Origin of the sequence: Mesorhizobium sp. M0854 (assembly GCF_040319815.1) — a bacterium.
GTDB lineage: Bacteria > Pseudomonadota > Alphaproteobacteria > Rhizobiales > Rhizobiaceae > Mesorhizobium.
Genome location: NZ_JAMYOL010000002.1, coordinates 87,179 through 102,833 on the forward strand (window position 1 = coordinate 87,179; position 15,655 = coordinate 102,833).

The 15,655-nt window shown below is 62.7% G+C and carries 19 protein-coding genes; 9 read left to right on the forward strand and 10 right to left on the reverse strand.

The genetic code is table 11. The features are described 5' to 3' along the window. The first annotated feature begins 76 nt into the window (after nt 1–76). Nucleotides 77–760, forward strand: a complete 684-nt coding sequence (locus NKH99_RS03290; RefSeq protein WP_352684488.1) for a helix-turn-helix transcriptional regulator — start codon at nt 77–79, stop codon at nt 758–760. Nucleotides 761–846: 86 nt separating this feature from the next. Beyond that, on the forward strand, nt 847–1,215 hold the full coding sequence (locus NKH99_RS03295) for a VOC family protein (RefSeq protein WP_352506606.1): 369 nt from the start codon (nt 847–849) through the stop codon (nt 1,213–1,215). A 136-nt stretch (nt 1,216–1,351) separates the two neighbouring features. Here the strand turns inward: NKH99_RS03295 and lhpI are convergent, their stop codons facing one another. The 4 genes from lhpI to sppA form a co-directional block, all read right to left on the reverse strand. Then, the gene (gene lhpI, locus NKH99_RS03300) at nt 1,352–2,320 is read right to left on the reverse strand and encodes a bifunctional Delta(1)-pyrroline-2-carboxylate/Delta(1)-piperideine-2-carboxylate reductase (RefSeq protein ID WP_352834519.1); all 969 of its coding nucleotides are present in this window, start codon (nt 2,318–2,320) and stop codon (nt 1,352–1,354) included. Between the two features lie 33 nt (nt 2,321–2,353). Further along, nucleotides 2,354–2,686 carry a LapA family protein gene (locus NKH99_RS03305; RefSeq protein WP_352613047.1) on the reverse strand — a complete coding sequence of 111 codons (333 nt, stop codon included), beginning with the start codon at nt 2,684–2,686 and terminating at the stop codon, nt 2,354–2,356. A gap of 46 nt (nt 2,687–2,732) precedes the next feature. After that, the gene (locus NKH99_RS03310; protein WP_023675261.1) at nt 2,733–3,017 is read right to left on the reverse strand and encodes an integration host factor subunit beta; all 285 of its coding nucleotides are present in this window, start codon (nt 3,015–3,017) and stop codon (nt 2,733–2,735) included. Nucleotides 3,018–3,098: 81 nt separating this feature from the next. Further along, on the reverse strand, nt 3,099–4,055 hold the full coding sequence (gene sppA, locus NKH99_RS03315) for a signal peptide peptidase SppA (RefSeq protein ID WP_352469429.1): 957 nt from the start codon (nt 4,053–4,055) through the stop codon (nt 3,099–3,101). Between the two features lie 306 nt (nt 4,056–4,361). On the opposite strand from sppA, the gene lptC reads away from it, so the two are divergent. From lptC to ptsN, 6 genes are all read left to right on the forward strand, one after another. Next, nucleotides 4,362–5,075 carry an LPS export ABC transporter periplasmic protein LptC gene (gene lptC / locus NKH99_RS03320; RefSeq protein WP_352469430.1) on the forward strand — a complete coding sequence of 238 codons (714 nt, stop codon included), beginning with the start codon at nt 4,362–4,364 and terminating at the stop codon, nt 5,073–5,075. Further along, entirely contained in the window at nt 5,062–5,670 is a 609-nt protein-coding gene (locus NKH99_RS03325) for an LptA/OstA family protein (protein ID WP_353012596.1), read from the forward strand. The genes lptC and NKH99_RS03325 overlap by 14 nt, the downstream gene beginning before the upstream one ends. After that, nucleotides 5,670–6,488 carry an LPS export ABC transporter ATP-binding protein gene (gene lptB, locus NKH99_RS03330; RefSeq protein WP_292664962.1) on the forward strand — a complete coding sequence of 273 codons (819 nt, stop codon included), beginning with the start codon at nt 5,670–5,672 and terminating at the stop codon, nt 6,486–6,488. The genes NKH99_RS03325 and lptB overlap by 1 nt, the downstream gene beginning before the upstream one ends. 197 nt (nt 6,489–6,685) lie before the next feature. Further along, on the forward strand, nt 6,686–8,212 hold the full coding sequence (gene rpoN / locus NKH99_RS03335) for an RNA polymerase factor sigma-54 (protein ID WP_353012599.1): 1,527 nt from the start codon (nt 6,686–6,688) through the stop codon (nt 8,210–8,212). 291 nt (nt 8,213–8,503) lie between these two features. Continuing rightward, nucleotides 8,504–9,088 (forward strand): ribosome hibernation-promoting factor, HPF/YfiA family, encoded by a 585-nt coding sequence (gene hpf / locus NKH99_RS03340; RefSeq protein ID WP_352613042.1) that lies wholly within the window; start codon nt 8,504–8,506, stop codon nt 9,086–9,088. A 59-nt stretch (nt 9,089–9,147) separates the two neighbouring features. Continuing rightward, complete coding sequence (gene ptsN, locus NKH99_RS03345) at nt 9,148–9,612, forward strand: PTS IIA-like nitrogen regulatory protein PtsN (RefSeq protein ID WP_353012602.1); 465 nt, start codon at nt 9,148–9,150, stop codon at nt 9,610–9,612. A 111-nt stretch (nt 9,613–9,723) separates the two neighbouring features. Here the strand turns inward: ptsN and NKH99_RS03350 are convergent, their stop codons facing one another. Then, nucleotides 9,724–9,981, reverse strand: coding sequence for a BQ00720 family protein (locus NKH99_RS03350; protein ID WP_023675269.1), 258 nt, complete (start codon nt 9,979–9,981; stop codon nt 9,724–9,726). Between the two features lie 63 nt (nt 9,982–10,044). Then, entirely contained in the window at nt 10,045–10,470 is a 426-nt protein-coding gene (locus NKH99_RS03355; RefSeq protein ID WP_023675270.1) for an Hsp20 family protein, read from the reverse strand. Between the two features lie 144 nt (nt 10,471–10,614). Here NKH99_RS03355 and NKH99_RS03360 point away from each other — a divergent pair, with 144 nt between their 5' ends. Next, on the forward strand, nt 10,615–11,556 hold the full coding sequence (locus tag NKH99_RS03360; RefSeq protein WP_352453985.1) for a nucleoside hydrolase: 942 nt from the start codon (nt 10,615–10,617) through the stop codon (nt 11,554–11,556). A 489-nt stretch (nt 11,557–12,045) separates the two neighbouring features. Here the strand turns inward: NKH99_RS03360 and NKH99_RS03365 are convergent, their stop codons facing one another. The 4 genes from NKH99_RS03365 to NKH99_RS03380 form a co-directional block, all read right to left on the reverse strand. Next, complete coding sequence (locus tag NKH99_RS03365; RefSeq protein WP_353012605.1) at nt 12,046–12,414, reverse strand: hypothetical protein; 369 nt, start codon at nt 12,412–12,414, stop codon at nt 12,046–12,048. 52 nt (nt 12,415–12,466) lie between these two features. Continuing rightward, on the reverse strand, nt 12,467–13,081 hold the full coding sequence (locus NKH99_RS03370; protein ID WP_352469436.1) for a LysE family translocator: 615 nt from the start codon (nt 13,079–13,081) through the stop codon (nt 12,467–12,469). A 103-nt stretch (nt 13,082–13,184) separates the two neighbouring features. After that, the gene (locus NKH99_RS03375) at nt 13,185–14,645 is read right to left on the reverse strand and encodes an amidase (RefSeq protein WP_353012608.1); all 1,461 of its coding nucleotides are present in this window, start codon (nt 14,643–14,645) and stop codon (nt 13,185–13,187) included. A gap of 6 nt (nt 14,646–14,651) precedes the next feature. Further along, nucleotides 14,652–15,560: a ribokinase gene (locus NKH99_RS03380; protein ID WP_353012611.1), complete on the reverse strand. Its 909-nt coding sequence runs from the start codon at nt 15,558–15,560 to the stop codon at nt 14,652–14,654. Nucleotides 15,561–15,655: the final 95 nt, after the last annotated feature.

The following is a 15,655-nucleotide window of genomic DNA, read 5'->3' on the forward strand; positions in this document are numbered from 1 at the left end:
GTTCCCGTCCGCCACCCATGTCGCTTGCCGCCGAAAGCGCTGGGGCTCTATCGTGATTGAAACCAGGTCATGATTCATGTCCCGTGCTGAACGCCTGCTCGACCTGATCCAGATCCTGCGCCGGCATCGCCGGCCAGTCAGCGGCCGCAGCCTTGCGGGCGAAATGGGTGTGTCGATCCGCACGCTCTATCGCGATATCGCCACGCTGCAGGGGCAGGGCGCGCCGATCGAGGGTGAGGCGGGGTTGGGTTACGTGCTCAGGCCCGGTTTCATGCTGCCGCCCTTGATGTTCACCGATGAGGAGATCGAGGCGATCGTGCTCGGTTCGCGCTGGGTGGCCAAGCAGCCGGACTGGCGGCTTGCGAACGCCGCCACCGACGCGCTGGCCAAGATCGCGGCGGTGCTGCCGAACGATTTGCGCGAAGAGCTCGACGCCTCGACGCTGCTGGTCGGGTCGCGCACCGAGGTCACCGAAGGCATCGATCTTGGCGTGGTGCGGCAGGCCATCCGCGAGGAGCGTAAGCTGAGCTTTGTCTATCGCGACGCCGGCGGCGCTGCCTCCGAGCGCACCGTCTGGCCGTTCGCACTCGGCTTCTTCGACAAGGTGCGCGTCGTCGCGGCCTGGTGCGAGATGCGCCAGGATTTCAGGCACTTTCGCGCCGACCGGATATCCGGCCTCAATGCCACCGAGATGCGCTATCCGCGCCGCCGTCAGGTGCTGCTCAAAGAATGGCGGGCGACGCTCGACACGCCAAGCTAAGGCTGTTGCTCAGTTGAGACTGCTGCCAGAATCTGGCAGTGGCATACGGTATGCTCCTCCAGTCGAAACCATCTGGAGAGCAATTCATGACACCGCCCAATTTCGTCATCCTCTATGTCGACAAGCCTGAGCAAAGCGGCGCCTTCTATAGCGCGCTGCTTGGGCGGCAACCGGTCGAGACCTCGCCGACCTTCGTGCTGTTCGTGCTCGACAACGGCTTCAAGCTCGGCCTCTGGTCGCGTCACACCGTGGAGCCGGCCGCCGCGGCAGCAGGCGGTGGCGCCGAGATCGTCTTTGCGCTGGACACGCCGGGTGCCGTCGACGCCACCCATGCCGAGTGGGCCGGCCGCGGGCTGAAAATTCTGCAGACGCCGACCGACATGGATTTCGGCCGCACCTTCGTCGCGCTTGATCCCGACAGCCACCGGCTGCGGGTTTATTGGCAAAGGGAGTAAGGCAGTAAGGCAGTAGGGCAGTAGGGCAGTAGGGCAGTACGTGACAGGAAACATAGCTGGCGCGGCGCCGCACGATCAGTACAGTTTCCTACTGCCCTACTGCCCTACTGCCCTACTGCCCTACTGCCCTACTGCCCTACTGCCCTACGCTTGCGCGATACACGCCAATGCCGGCGGCGAGGTCCTCGAGGGCTGCGCCGACCGACTTGAACAGCGTGATCTCGTCGTCGTTCTGCCGGCCTTTTTTCTGGCCGCGCGTGAGTTCATAAAGGTCGGCGACGATGGCTTCCGGCTTCAACACGCCGGAGGCCAGCGGCTGGACGATGTCACCGGCTTCCTTGGTGGCGCCGGCGCGGGTATCGACATAGACGCGGGCGCGTACGATCGCGTGGTCGTCGCTTTCGCGCATCGCCGGCGTGAAGCCGCCGACCAGATCGACATGGGTTCCGGGCTTCAACAGTGCCCCCTTGATCAGTGGCATGGTGGTGATGGTCGCCGACGATACGATATCGGCCTTTCCGAGTTCGGCGTCGAGATCGCCTGCTGCTTCGGCCGAAAAACCCTCGGCACGCAATTTTGCCGCGACCTTTTCGGCATTCGCCGACGTGCGGTTCCAGATGCGGATGTTCTTGATCGGACGCACCGCCGAATGCGCCTTTGCAAGGAATGGCGACAGCGCGCCGGCGCCGACCACCAGCAGCCGCGATGCGTCCTCGCGGGCCAGATAGGAGGCGGCCAGCGCCGAGGCACAGGCAGTGCGCCACTGCGTCAGCCGCTGGCCATCGATCAATGCCTGCGGCTCGCCGGTGGTGCCGTCGAGCAAGAGGTAAAGCCCCATCACCGCGGGCTTGCCGACGGCATTGTTGTCGGGCGACACGGTGACGATCTTGACGCCGATATGGCCATCGGCCGAGGTGCCGGCGGCGTTGAAGTCGGTCCAGGCCGGCATCAAAAGCAGGGTCGAGGCGGCGCCATCGGGCCGCTCGACCGTGTGATGGTGCCTGACCGGCTGCACGGCGCCATCGCGAAAGGCGGCGCGCAACGTCTCGACCAGCCCGGAAAAGGTCAGCGCGCGGTCGACCTCGGCGGCCGAAATGGTCAGCATGAAAGGCTCCGCGAAAGATATGTCAAAGACGCTTCAGTTTGTCGGCTTCGGCAAAGCCGGGCCCCGAGGCGCGGCAGGCGCGCGGCTTACCGCCTGGCGCAGATTCTCGGCCTCGGCACCGCGCTGGCGCGCCAGCTTGCGATAGCGCCCCTGCTTGATCCAGGTCGCCAGGCTGCCGACGATCATGCCGATGGCAAGGGCAAGGAACAGGAATATGAACAGCGGCAAGGTCAGCGTCAGCGCCGGGTTGCCCGGATTGAACGGGTCGAGCGTGAAGGCGACCGGTTCGCGGTTGGCAACGGCCAGCGCGATCAGGATGATGGCCAGCGGCACGAAGACCACGATGAGGATTAAGCGATTGAACATGTTTTTCCGGGGAACTGCTGTCGGAGCGGGACGGCGGGCGCGGCGCCTATTTGCCTCCGTTCAGCCTTTCACGCAATTCCTTGCCGGTCTTGAAGAACGGTACCCATTTCTCCTCGACCTCTACGGATTCGCCGGTGCGCGGGTTGCGGCCGGTGCGGGCAGGGCGATTTTTCACCGAAAACGCGCCGAAGCCGCGCAACTCGACCCGGTTGCCCTCGGCAAGCGCGTCGGTGATTTCATCGAAGATGGCGCTGACAATGTTTTCGACGTCGCGCAGGAAAAGATGCGGATTACGCGTGGCGATGATCTGCACAAGTTCGGATTTGATCATGAAAAGGCTCCCCGTAAAAGCAGTGCCGCCGAAATTATCAGAATGATTTTATTTGGTTTTTCACTCGTCCCAAGCGGTTCCTCAAGGGTGCCAGACGGAAACGAGACCGTCAAGAAACAAGCGGTCCGCTCCAATTTCGTGAAGGACGTCGCCGTCATGGCCGGCCAGGCCAAGCGCAGCACCGACGGTCTGCGCCATCGCTTTGGAGAACAGGAAACCGCCGCGTTTTTCCGTGTCCTTCCATTCCACCACCTTGAGCTTGGCATCGACGCCCTTGCCTGCAAGCCAGTCGATCGCTTCGGCCTCGCCGCCGACCGCGTCGATCAATCTGTTGGTGACCGCCTGCCGGCCGGTGAAGATCGACCCGTCTGCGAGCGCCAGCACCTCCGGCTTGGTCATGTTGCGGCGCTCGGCGACGATGCCGACGAACCAGTCGTAGCTGTCGAGGATCAGCTTGCGGACCATGGCGCGCTCATCGTCATTGGTCGGCTTGAAGGGAGAAGGCGAGGCCTTCAAGGGCGAGGATTTCACCTCCTCCAGCTTGACGCCGAGCTTGTCCATGAGGCCGCTGACGTCCGGGTACTGAATCAGCACGCCGATCGAGCCGACGATTGAGGATTTGCGTGCGACAATATGGTCGGCCGCGGTGGCGATCATATAGCCTGCCGAAGCCGCGAGCGTGCCGACCTCGGCCACCACCGGCTTGTCGGCGGCGAGCTTGCGCACTGCCTCATAGATCGATTCGCCACCGACGGTGGTGCCGCCGGGTGAATCGATCGACAGGATCACAGCCTTGACGCGCGGCGACTGACGGATTGCCTCCAGCCGCTTGATCAGTTCTTCGTCTTCGGTGATGGTACCTTCGATCTTGACCTTGGCGATGTGGTCGACAGCCGCGCCGGTGAAGTCGTCACCATAGATCCATGCCGAGAAGGCGATCAGTCCGGCTGCCGCGACGATAATCGCCGCAACACGCCAGAATGTCAGCTTGCGGCGCAAGCGGCGGCGGTCGATCAGGTCGTCGGCTCTCAATACCATGGTCAGCCTCGTAGTCGGTGGGAGCAGATGCTTTTAAAGCAACCATTCGCGCCCGGCTACCGTTTCCTGACGGCCTTGCGCCAAAGGCCGTTAGGCATTCGCGGCAAGCCTCAACCTGTCTCGTTCCACAGGCCCTAACACTGTGCGCCCATATCTGGTATGAGGTACAGGCTGCGCTGGGGCCATTTTCATTGTACAGGGGCGGCTGTCACATTTTTGCGGTTTTCCTTGGCTTGTGCTTGCTTGAGGGCGCCGGCACCCCACCTATAGGGCGGCCTGGCGGGCAGGGGTTTAGAAGAAGCAGTCATGTTAGCGGGACCAATCGAACCGACCAACACCGAGACGGAGTTGGCTCCCAAGGCCGCAGGCCGGGCGCGGGTCGACGCGTTTGACGTTGCGCAGCGTCATTCGCGCCGGGTCCGTGTCCTCAAGCTGGCCGTGCCGCTGGTCGCTGCCGTGATTGCGGTCGCGTTTCCCGTCTATTCCTATCTCATGGCTCCCGCCGCAATCGAGGTGCAGGCCGACGGCGGCGCCTTTGCCGATGGCAAGCTGGTGATGGCGAACCCCAAGCTCAACGGCTTCACCAAACAGAACCTGCCCTATTCGATGACAGCCCTGCGCGCCATACAGGATGTCAGCAAACAAGGCATCATCGATCTGGAGGGCATCAAGGCCAAGCTGCCGATTGCGGCCGACAACACGGCCGCCATCGATGCCACGCACGGCACCTATGATCGCGACGGCAACACGCTCAGCCTGACCAGCGATGTGACCGTGTCGACCACGGATGGTGTGGTGGCAAAATTCAAATCAGTCTATCTCGACATGGGCGAAGGCACTATGAAGACAAGCGAGCCCGTCGATGTCAGCCGCGGCGGGTCGCGGATCAGGGCGGATTCGATGTCGGTCCAGGACAATGGCAAGGTCCTGGTTTTCGAGAACAAGGTGCGCGTCGACATCGATCCCGCCAGTTTGAAGGCGGCAGAGGCAAAGAGCGGAGAGACCAATGCGGTTCAGTAATTCGGCACGGCGCCTCGCCGCGATTTCGGCGTTGACGCTCGGGTTGCCCTTGGGGCTGACCTTCGGGACGGCGCCGTCGCTGGCGCAATCCAGTGCCACCAGCCAAATGTCCGGCCTCAGGCTGTCGGGCGACAAGCCTATCCAGATCGAAAGCGACAAGCTCGAGGTGCGCCAGGCGGAAAGCGTCGCCGTCTTCACCGGCAACGTCAACGTCGTCCAGGGTCCAACCGTGCTCAAGGCCGGCAAAATGACGGTCTATTACGTCAGGGATGCAGGCGCCGCTAAAGGCGCCCAGCCCGCGGGTGCCGCGGCAATGACCGGATCCGCCAACATCGACCATCTCGAGGTCGACGATAAGGTCTACATCAAATCGGACAATCAGGTTGCCACCGGCGACCGCGGCACCTTCGACATGAAGACCGAAGTGCTGGTGCTTTCGGGCAGCAAGGTCGTGCTCTCGCAAGGCGATAACGTGCTTGTCGGCTGCAAGCTTACCGTGCAGATGAAGAGCGGCCTTGCCCAGGTCGACGCTTGCGGCGGCCGCGTCATGATGTCGATCACGCCGCCGGCGAAGTCTGGAGCAGCGAAACCCTGATGACCGGCATATCGTCGCTGCTGGCGCGTCTTCCAGGGCGCGCCGCCAGCAAACTTGCGGCACCGGCCAGGGTCACCGTCGAAGCGGCAAAGTTCAAGGGAACCTTGATCGCCAAGGGCCTGACCAAAAGCTACAAGGGCCGCAAAGTCGTCAGCGGCGTGACGCTGGGCGTGCGCGCCGGCGAGGCGGTTGGGCTGCTCGGCCCCAACGGCGCCGGCAAGACGACCTGTTTCTACATGGTAACCGGCCTGGTGCCGGTCGATGAAGGCACGATCGAAATCGACGGTTTCGACGTCACGTCGATGCCGATGTATCGCCGCGCCCGTCTCGGCATCGGCTATCTGCCGCAGGAAGCGTCGATTTTTCGCGGCCTGAATGTCGAGCAAAACATCCGGGCCGTGCTCGAGGTCGTCGAAAAGAGCCGCAAGGAGCGTGAGCGCCTGCTCGACGAATTGCTCGAGGAATTTCACATCAGCCATCTGCGCAAGGCTCCGTCGCTGTCGCTCTCCGGCGGTGAGCGGCGACGCCTCGAAATTGCCCGCGCCTTGGCAACCCGCCCCGCCTACATGCTGCTCGACGAACCTTTCGCCGGCATCGATCCGATCGCCGTCGCCGACATCCAGCAGCTCGTGCGCCACTTGACGGCACGTGGCATCGGCGTTCTGATCACCGACCACAATGTCCGCGAGACACTTGGCCTGATCGACCGCGCCTACATCATCCATGCCGGCCAGGTGCTGACCCATGGTCGAGCCGACGAAGTGGTCGCAAATGCCGATGTGCGGCGGCTTTATCTCGGCGAGGGATTTACGCTCTAAGTGCGAAATTCCGGCTCGAGCGGGATTTCCGGCGTAGTCCAGCAGCTTTTTCTTCAATTTTCTGCCTGAAAACGTGCCGGCAGGCGAGTTTTGCCGCTCCTCGCCTTGACAAGCAAAAGCCGGGCCAGTTTCTATGCTGGCCTGGAAAATTCCTTCCAGCAGTGCGGGTGCGTAGACGGAGCGTTTGAAACCGAACCATGGCGTTGGCGGCAAAACTACAGCTACGACAGTCGCAGTCGCTGGTGATGACGCCGCAGCTGATGCAGTCGATCCGCCTGCTGCAGTTCACCCATCTCGAGCTGGAACGCTTCATCGACGACGAGATCGAACGCAATCCCCTGCTGGAACGCGCCGAACCGCAGGAGGACGCCGCCAGCGACCAGGCGCAGAAGGGCGACGCCGCATCGGAACCGGCTGCCGACGGCGACTGGTTCGAGGCGGAAACGGCATGGAGCGCCGAGGCGATCTCGGAAAAGCTCGATACGTCGCTGGAAAACCTGTTTCCTGACGATCCTGGTACGAGCGAGCGGCTCGGGCCCGACCTGACGGCACAATGGAAATCGGCGTCCGGCAACGGTTCCACCTCTTCCTCCGACGGCTTCGACGTCGCGGATATGGCGGCGGCGGCCATCACGCTGCGCGACCATGTCGGCGAGCAGGTGGCGCTCGCCTTTGCCGATCCGGCGGCGCGCCTGATCGCCGGCGAGCTTGCCGACGGCCTCGACGAGGCCGGCTACATGCGTGCCGACATGGCCGAGATCGCCGCCCGCCTCGGCGCGGACGCCACGGCGGTGGCAACGGTCCTGGCGGTCTGCCAGACATTCGAGCCCGCCGGCATATTCGCCCGCGACCTCGCCGAATGCCTGTTGCTGCAGCTGGCCGTGCGCGACCGGCTCGATCCGGCGATGAAGGCGCTGATCGCCAATCTCGAACTTCTGGCACGGCGCGATTTCCAGACGCTGAAGCGGATTTGCGGCGTCGACGAGGAGGATCTGCTCGACATGCTGGCCGAGATCCGGGCGCTCGACCCGCGGCCGGGAATGGCGTTTTCGCGCGGTGCCAGCGATGCGATCGTGGCCGACGTCGAGGTGCGTGCAGCCAATGACGGCAGCTGGACGGTCGAGCTCAATGCCGAGACGCTGCCGCGCGTGCTGGTCGATCACATCTATTTCGCCCAGGTCACGCCACATGCGAAAAACCAGGCGGAAAAGGATTTCCTCGCCGAATGCCTGCAGAACGCCAACTGGCTCACGCGCAGCCTCGACCAGCGGGCGAAGACCATTCTCAAGGTGGCCTCCGAGATCGTGCGCCAGCAGGACGCTTTTCTCGTCCACGGCGTGCGGCACCTGAAGCCGCTCAACCTGCGCACGGTGGCGGACGCCATCGGCATGCACGAATCAACGGTCAGCCGGGTCACGGCAAACAAATACATGCTGACGCCGCGCGGTGTGTTCGAGCTGCGCTATTTCTTCACCGCCTCGATCGCTTCGTCAGGTGGCGGCGATGCGCATTCGTCGGAAGCGGTGCGCGACCGCATAAAGCAGCTGATCGACGAGGAGAAAGCCATCGATGTGCTTTCCGACGATGCCATCGTGGACATGCTGCGGGAATACGGCGTCGACATCGCCAGGCGCACGGTGGCCAAATACCGGGAAGGCATGAACATACCCTCTTCGGTGCAGCGGCGGCGCGAAAAACGCGCTTTGGCCAGCGCCGGCCGTTGATCTCCGGCGGAATTTCCACAGCTTTCGCCCTTCATTGACAAGCGGCGACGAAGTGGCTAGAAGCCCGCCCGCATGGGACGGGCTGGCGAGTGAATTTGAGTTCGCCGATGCCCGCACGAGAGATGGTCCGTCACGATGTAGGCCACGGGACGGCCAAGAAGGCGGCTTGTGATCAACCGGAAAGTTCGGATCTAAAATCGGCGCAAGTGACGCCGCAAAAGCTTGTGCGCGCGGACCACGAGTATAAACTCGGGACAGTTTGAAGCCTGAGCAAGGAAGGTCAGTTTTCAGATGACACTGCGCATATCGGGAAAACACATGGATATCGGCGATGCGTTCCGTACGCGCATCAACGACCGTGTCGGGGAAGTGATCGGGAAATATTTCGATCGGGGCTTTTCAGGGCAAATCGTAGTCGTCAAATCGGGGTCGCGCTACACGGCCGATTGCATGATCCGGCTGGACTCCGGTGCTTCGCTGCAGGCGACCGGCGATGCCCAGGATCCAACACTTGCCTTCGATACCGCGGCCGACCGTCTGGAAACACGCCTCAGGCGCTACAAGCGCCGGCTGAAGTCGCACAATTCAGGCAATAGCAACGGCGAGGTCACCGACGTCGCCTATACGGTGATGGCGCCGCTTGCCGACGACGAGGAGGACATACCGGAGAATTTCGCGCCGGCCATCGTCGCCGAATCGACCATGACGCTGCGGACCATGTCGGTGGCGTCAGCGGTGATCGAACTCGACACCAAGGACAGCCCGGTCCTGGTCTTCCGCAATGCCGGAAACGACCATCTCAACATCGTCTATCGCCGGCCGGACGGGAATATTGGCTGGATCGACCCGTCCACGGCCAAGGTCGCGCAGGGGTAAAAACCAGCCGCACGCGAGCGTGGGGACTGGCGACGGCAGGCGAACAAGGGATTTCAAGCATGGATCTGAGCGATCTCGTCAGCGTTCCGGCAATCATGCCGGCGTTGAAGGCGAACTCCAAAAAGCACCTGCTGCAATTGCTGTCCGAAAGGGCGGCGGCGATTTCCGGGATTCCGGAGCGAGAGGTGTTCGACACCATCCTGCAACGCGAGCGGCTCGGCTCCACCGGCGTCGGCAACGGCATCGCCATTCCGCACGGCAAGTTGGCTGGGGTGAAGCGGATCGCCGGCGTTTTTGCCCGGCTGGAGACACCGGTGGACTTCGAAGCCCTCGATGATCAGCCGGTCGACCTGGTGTTTCTGCTTTTGGCTCCCGAAGGCGCCGGCGCCGACCACCTCAAGGCGCTGTCGCGCATCGCGCGGGTGCTGCGCGACGCCGACACGGTTGCCAAGATCAGGGGCACGCGCGACGCCGTGGCCATCCATGCGCTGCTGTCGGACACGCAGGCCTCGCACGCCGCTTGAGGTTTTGATTAAATCCTTTGAAGGGCCGCCGTGAGCGGCCCTGTCCGTTTCCAGCCAGATCGCTGCGCCATATTTGTCAGTTGATGGCGCCAATGTTGGTGGATAGCGACGTTAGTGGATAGCGACCGGGGTCAGATCGTTTTCCAGCGCGCCAGCCAGTGCACGGTCGCGAGCGTCCGAAAGCAGGATCGGCTGGCCATTAGCGGCAAACAGGGCCCACAGTTCCAGACCCGGCGCGATTTCGCCGAGGCCCGGGAAACGGCCGCGCAGATCGTCGCTCGACACTTTCCTGAGATAGGCGACCGAACCTTCGCCGAGATGGGCGAATTCGCCGCTGGTCATGATGATATTCTCGTTAGTTCTGGTCATTTCAAGCCTCCTTGCCGCGAGACGCTGCTCAAGGCCATCCCGCATGAGAGCTATCGGCAAAAATCAGTCTTTCACCGATATGTTTATTTTTCGTACCAGCCGTTCGGATTCCGGCCGATCGAGATCGATCGACAGAAGGCCGTTCTTCAATTCCGCCGCAATCACCCGCATGCCGTCGGCCAGCACGAAACAGCGCTGAAACTGGCGCGCGGCGATGCCGCGGTGGAGAAATTCGCGCTCGGTGTCGTCGTTCTGACGGCCGCGCACGACCAACTGGTTCTCCTCCGTTGTGACATCGAGATCGCTTTCCGCGAAACCGGCGACGGCGAGCGTGATACGCAGCCTTTCGGTTTTGCCGTCGGCACCGCTGAGGCGCTCGATGTTGTAGGGAGGATAGCTGTCACCGGACTTTGCCAAGCGCTCCAGCGTCTTTTCCATGGAATCGAAACCGAGGAGAAGCGGGCTGGAAAAAGGCGTCATTCGGCTCATGTTACAGTGTCCTCTCAAGAGCGACATAAAGTGGAAAAACCCGGATGGCATTTTTCCCGATGGTCTTGATATGGTCCGCCGCCCGGCAGACTTCAAGCCGTCACACGTCCCGCCCAAAAAGACTTGCCAAAACAAGGAATTGAAATGCCCCAATCCCGCAGGATCATCATCGACACTGACCCCGGCCAGGACGATGCCGTCGCCATATTGCTGGCGCTGGGCAGCGCCGAGCTGGAGATCGTCGGCATCACCGCGGTGGCCGGCAACGTGCCGCTGAAACTTACCGAAAAAAACGCCCGCAAGATCTGCGAGCTGGCCGGCCGGCCGGACGTCAAGGTCTATGCAGGCGCCATCCGGCCGCTGGCGCGCGAACTGGTCACCGCCGAGGAAGTGCATGGCAAGACCGGCCTCAACGGGCCGCAACTGCCCGAACCAAAGATGAAACTGCAGGAAGAGTATGCGGTCGATTTCATCGTCGAGACGCTGATGAGGGAGGAGAGCGGCACGATCACGCTTTGCGCGCTCGGGCCGCTCACCAACATTGCGTTGGCGCTGATCCGCGAGCCGAAAATCGCGCCGCGCATCAAGGAAATCGTGCTGATGGGCGGCGGCTTCTTCGAGGGCGGCAACGTCACGCCGACCGCCGAGTTCAACATCTATGTCGATCCGCATGCCGCCGATGTCGTGTTCAAATCCGGCATTCCGATCGTGATGATGCCGCTCGACGTCACCCACAAGGCGCTGACCACCGCCAAGCGCACGAAGGCCTTCCGCAAGCTCGGCACCAGGGTCGGCACGGCCACCGCGGACATGCTGGAATTCTTCGAGCGTTTCGACGAGGAGAAATACGGTACCGACGGCGGCCCGCTGCACGATCCTTGCGTGATCGCGTATCTGCTGAAGCCGAAGCTGTTCAAGGGTCGCAACTGCAATGTCAGCGTGGAAACCGCCTCGGAGCTCACCATGGGCATGACGGTGATAGACTGGTGGGGGGTGACCAAGCGGCCGAAGAACGCCATGGTGATGCGCGACATCGACCATGATGCGTTTTTCGCGCTGTTGCTGGAAAGGCTGGGGCGGCTTTAGGGCTGCTCAGTAGTTGAGAGGCGGTAGGTGATGGTACCGTCCTGGCGTTGCTGTTCTTCGATCGAGACTTCCGATCCGATCATGTGGGGTGTTTCCACCTCACCATCGACAAATATCCGAGCGTTGCCGTCATGGAGGCGGACTTCATATCTATAATAAAGTCCATGTCCGACGGAACCTTTCGGATTTAGAGGCATCGTCGCAACATCTTCGACGGTGCCTCCTACGAGTTGTGTGCCAGTGATCGGACTGTTCTGCCTGGTTACAATCGGCACAGCGATCGCGAGAGCGAGCGCGCACAAGATTGTGATGCCAACAACTCTGTCGCGAAACTCTTCCCGAAGCAAAAGAATGCTGGTTCTAAGAGAAAGATTTGCCGGCCCCATACCTTAGAGTTGAGTAGCATAGGGGCTTTGTTCAAGAGCGATTCCCCGAAAAAGCCATGTCACTCGCGTCACCTTTGAAAACAGCTTATCGATCGATCGTCGTTCAATTTGCAAACCCGTAAAAGACGAAGCCAATGTCGCGCGTGACGCGCTCGATGCCTACGCGCGAGCCGATCAGACGCGGGAGGTCGTCGTAAACGAGGACCGTCGAACCGTTCTCAAGGACCAGCAGATATTGGATATTGCGCCCTTTACCCTGTCCACTTTTGATCGTCGCATCGACCGGGTCGACCGATCGGATCGGACTTGCGTCATTCGCCCATTTGTTCAGAGCCGACGGAACCATCGCCGCGAACAAAGCGATGAACAGGATCACGCCAAACGCGTTCCTTTTCAAATCCGCGTAACTCCACGGCATAGACATGAATCCCCAACTGTTGATCCATGTGGTGGCCTGAAGGCCGACTTTCAATCGGCTTTCCTATTCCAGGATGTTGCTGTTGGCGTCGCCGGGCTCGCGGCCGTTACTTCGCCTTGGAAAAGGCCAGCCACAGGCCGCCGCCGACCAGGAAGCTGCCGCTGATCCTCGACAAGAGCTTGAGGCGGCCGGCCGACAGCAGGCGTCCGGCGCGGCCGGCGGCCAGCGCGTAGGTCGAATCCGAGACTGCGGCGAAGATCATCGCGGTGAGACCCATGACGCCGATCTGTAGTGCGTAATTGCCTTCGGGAGCGATGAACTGCGGAAAGAAGGCGCCGAAGAACACTAGCGTCTTTGGATTGCTGATCGCCACCAGCAGGCCCTGCAGGAAGAAGCCGCCACGTGGCCTTTTTGCCGTTCCGTCGGCGTTCAGCTTGCCTTTCGAGCGGAACATCTGCACGCCCATCCAGATCAGGTAGGCGGCGCCGATCAGCCGGACCCACTCGAACCAGTGGCCCATGCCCGCGATCAGCGAAGTCAATCCGATGCCGACGATGGCGATCATGATGGCTAGCCCGGCCTGGGTGCCGGCGACATTGGCGAGCCCTGCGCGCGAGCCGTGGCGGATGCTGTTGGCAATGATCAGCGTCACCGTCGGCCCCGGCACCAGGATGATGACGATGCAGGCGACGACATAGGTGGCGTAGAGTTCCAACGACATTTTTTCCCTCCACAGATGCCGCTCGTGCGGCGCGCTGTCGCGATCAATGCATGGCGATGAGTTGCGTGCAAGCCGGCGAGGCGCCGACAATGCGGAGTTGATTTCAGCAGGCGCCGGCCTGCCATGGCAGCGTTGCCTCATAGGCGGCAGCCGCCCTCAGCACGGAGAGGTCACCGCGCGGCCGCCCGATCAATTGCATGCCCATTGGCCGGCCCCTGACGTCGAAGCCCGCCGGTACGTTGACCGCCGGGCAGCCGCCCAGCGTGGCGAGCGCTGAGACCTGCATCCAGCGGTGATAGCTGTCCATGGCACGCCCGGCCACTTCCCTTGGCCAGTGGGTGACGACATCGAAGGGAAAGACCTGTGCGGCTGGCAGCGCAATCAGGTCGAAACGCTCGAAGAGCGATAGCAGTATTCGGTGCCAGGACGAGCGCCTCACCGTGGCGGCATGGATCTGCGGCGCGGTGAGGCGCAGTGCATGTTCCACCTCCCACACGGCCTCCGGCTTCAGCAGGCTGCGTTTCGAGGGATCGTCGTAATGCGCCTTGAGCGCACAACCGCTGCTCGCCTGCCGAAGCGTTACAAATGCCTGCCACAGCGCTTCGAAGTCGCATTCCGGCATCAGCGGCTCGGCCTCGAAGGATACACCCGCGAACCGGCCGAGTGCTGCCTCGCAAAGCTGTAGAATGCCTGCTTCAACCGGCAGATGGCCTTCGAGATCGCCGAGCCAGGCGATACGCCCGCCGGCCGCCGGCGTTTCCACCCCTTGGAGAAACGAGCCTGGCTTATCATGCGACAGCGGCGCGCGAGGATGGTAGCCGGCCTGCACGTCGAGCAGCAGCGCCATGTCCCGCCCCTTACGCCCCATCGGCCCTTCGACGCCCATTTGCGCAAGAAACACATCAAGGTCAGGGCCGGCCGGCACCAATCCCTGCGATGGACGGAAGCCATAGACATTGTTGTAGGCAGCGGGATTGCGCAGGGAACCGCCAAAATCGCTGCCATCGGCAACGGGAACCATGTCGAGCGCCAGCGCGACCGCCGCACCGCCGCTCGAGCCGCCGGCGGTCAGCGCCGGGTCAAATGCGTTGAGCGTCTGTCCGAACACGGTGTTGTAGGTGTTGGAGCCGAGCCCGAATTCGGGAACATTGGTCTTGCCGATGATGATCGCGCCGGCCTTGCGGACGCGCTCGACGAAGAAGTCGTCTTCCTCAGGCACAAAATCGGCGAAGATCGGCGAGCCGAAGGCGGTTCTCAGGCCTTTTGTCAGCGCAAGATCCTTGATCGCGATCGGCAGGCCGAACAGCGATCCGGTATCTCCACCTCGCGCCAGATGAGCGTCAGCGCTGTCGGCCTCGCGCAGGATGTCGGCACGCTCACGCAATGAAACGATAGCGTTGACCAGCGGGTTCACCGCCTCGATCCTGTCGAGGAATGCCGCGACCACTTCGCGCACCGAAAGCTGCCGGCGCCTGATCTTCCCGGCAAGCGCCACGGCAGACAGGCGGCAGATGTCGCCGGCGGGCGGCACCGCGTGCTTCGTCGTCGGGCGCATGGCTGTCATCCCGCTTTAGCCTGCAGATTTCTGCAGGGCGGCATCGACGTCCCTGGCCAGCGGGATGGCCGGCTGTGCACCGGCTTTCAGGCAGGCCAGCGAACCGGCTGCGGCAGCGCGGGCTAGCGCCTGGTCGAGCGGCAGGCCGGCTGCCAGCCCGGCTGCAAAATAGCCGCAGAACGTGTCGCCGGCACCGACCGTGTCGAGCGGGGTGATCTTCAGCGCCGGAACCATCAGGAGATCGTCCGGCGTTGCCGCCAGAACGCCGTCCGAGCCAAGCGTGACGACGATGGTGCGGCCGGTTCTCGCGGCATAGTCGCGCATCCGTGCCGGGCGGTCGCGGCCATTCAACGACAGCGCCTCGCCATAGAGGTCGAACTCGGTTTCGTTGGCGACGAGATAGTCGGCCTTGCTGAGGAAGCCGGCCGCGTCGCCATGGAAAGGTGCGGTGTTGAGCACGGTGATCGCGGCGGCCGTGCTTGCCGCGTCGAGTGCTGCCTCGACGGTCTGCAGCGGGATCTCCAGTTGCAGCAGCACGACGTCGCCGTTTTTTACGAAAGCCTTGGAAAGGTCACCCGGCACGACCGAATCATTGGCGCCCGGCACAACGGCGATCACGTTCTCGCCGTCGGCGCCGACCATGATCAACGCGGTACCGGTCGAGGCAAAGGTCTCGCCGACGCCGGACAGGTCGATCTTGCCGTCGCGCAGCAGCGCCAGAGCGTCGCTGGCGAAGCTGTCCTTGCCGACCGCGCCGACCATGCGCACCTTGGCGCCGGCGCGGGCGGCGGCCAGCGCCTGGTTGGCGCCCTTGCCGCCGGGGGCAGTAGCGAAACCGGAGCCGCGTACGGTCTCGCCGGGACCGGGCAAGCGGTCGACACTGGCGATGAGATCGAGATTGATGGAGCCGATGACGACGATCAAGTAGTGCCTCCCGCTAGCGCATACCACTCTAATTGCGCGGGAAGCTACTCCGTAAGATCGCTGCTTGTCACCCTAGCGGTCCTTGCATCGCTCCA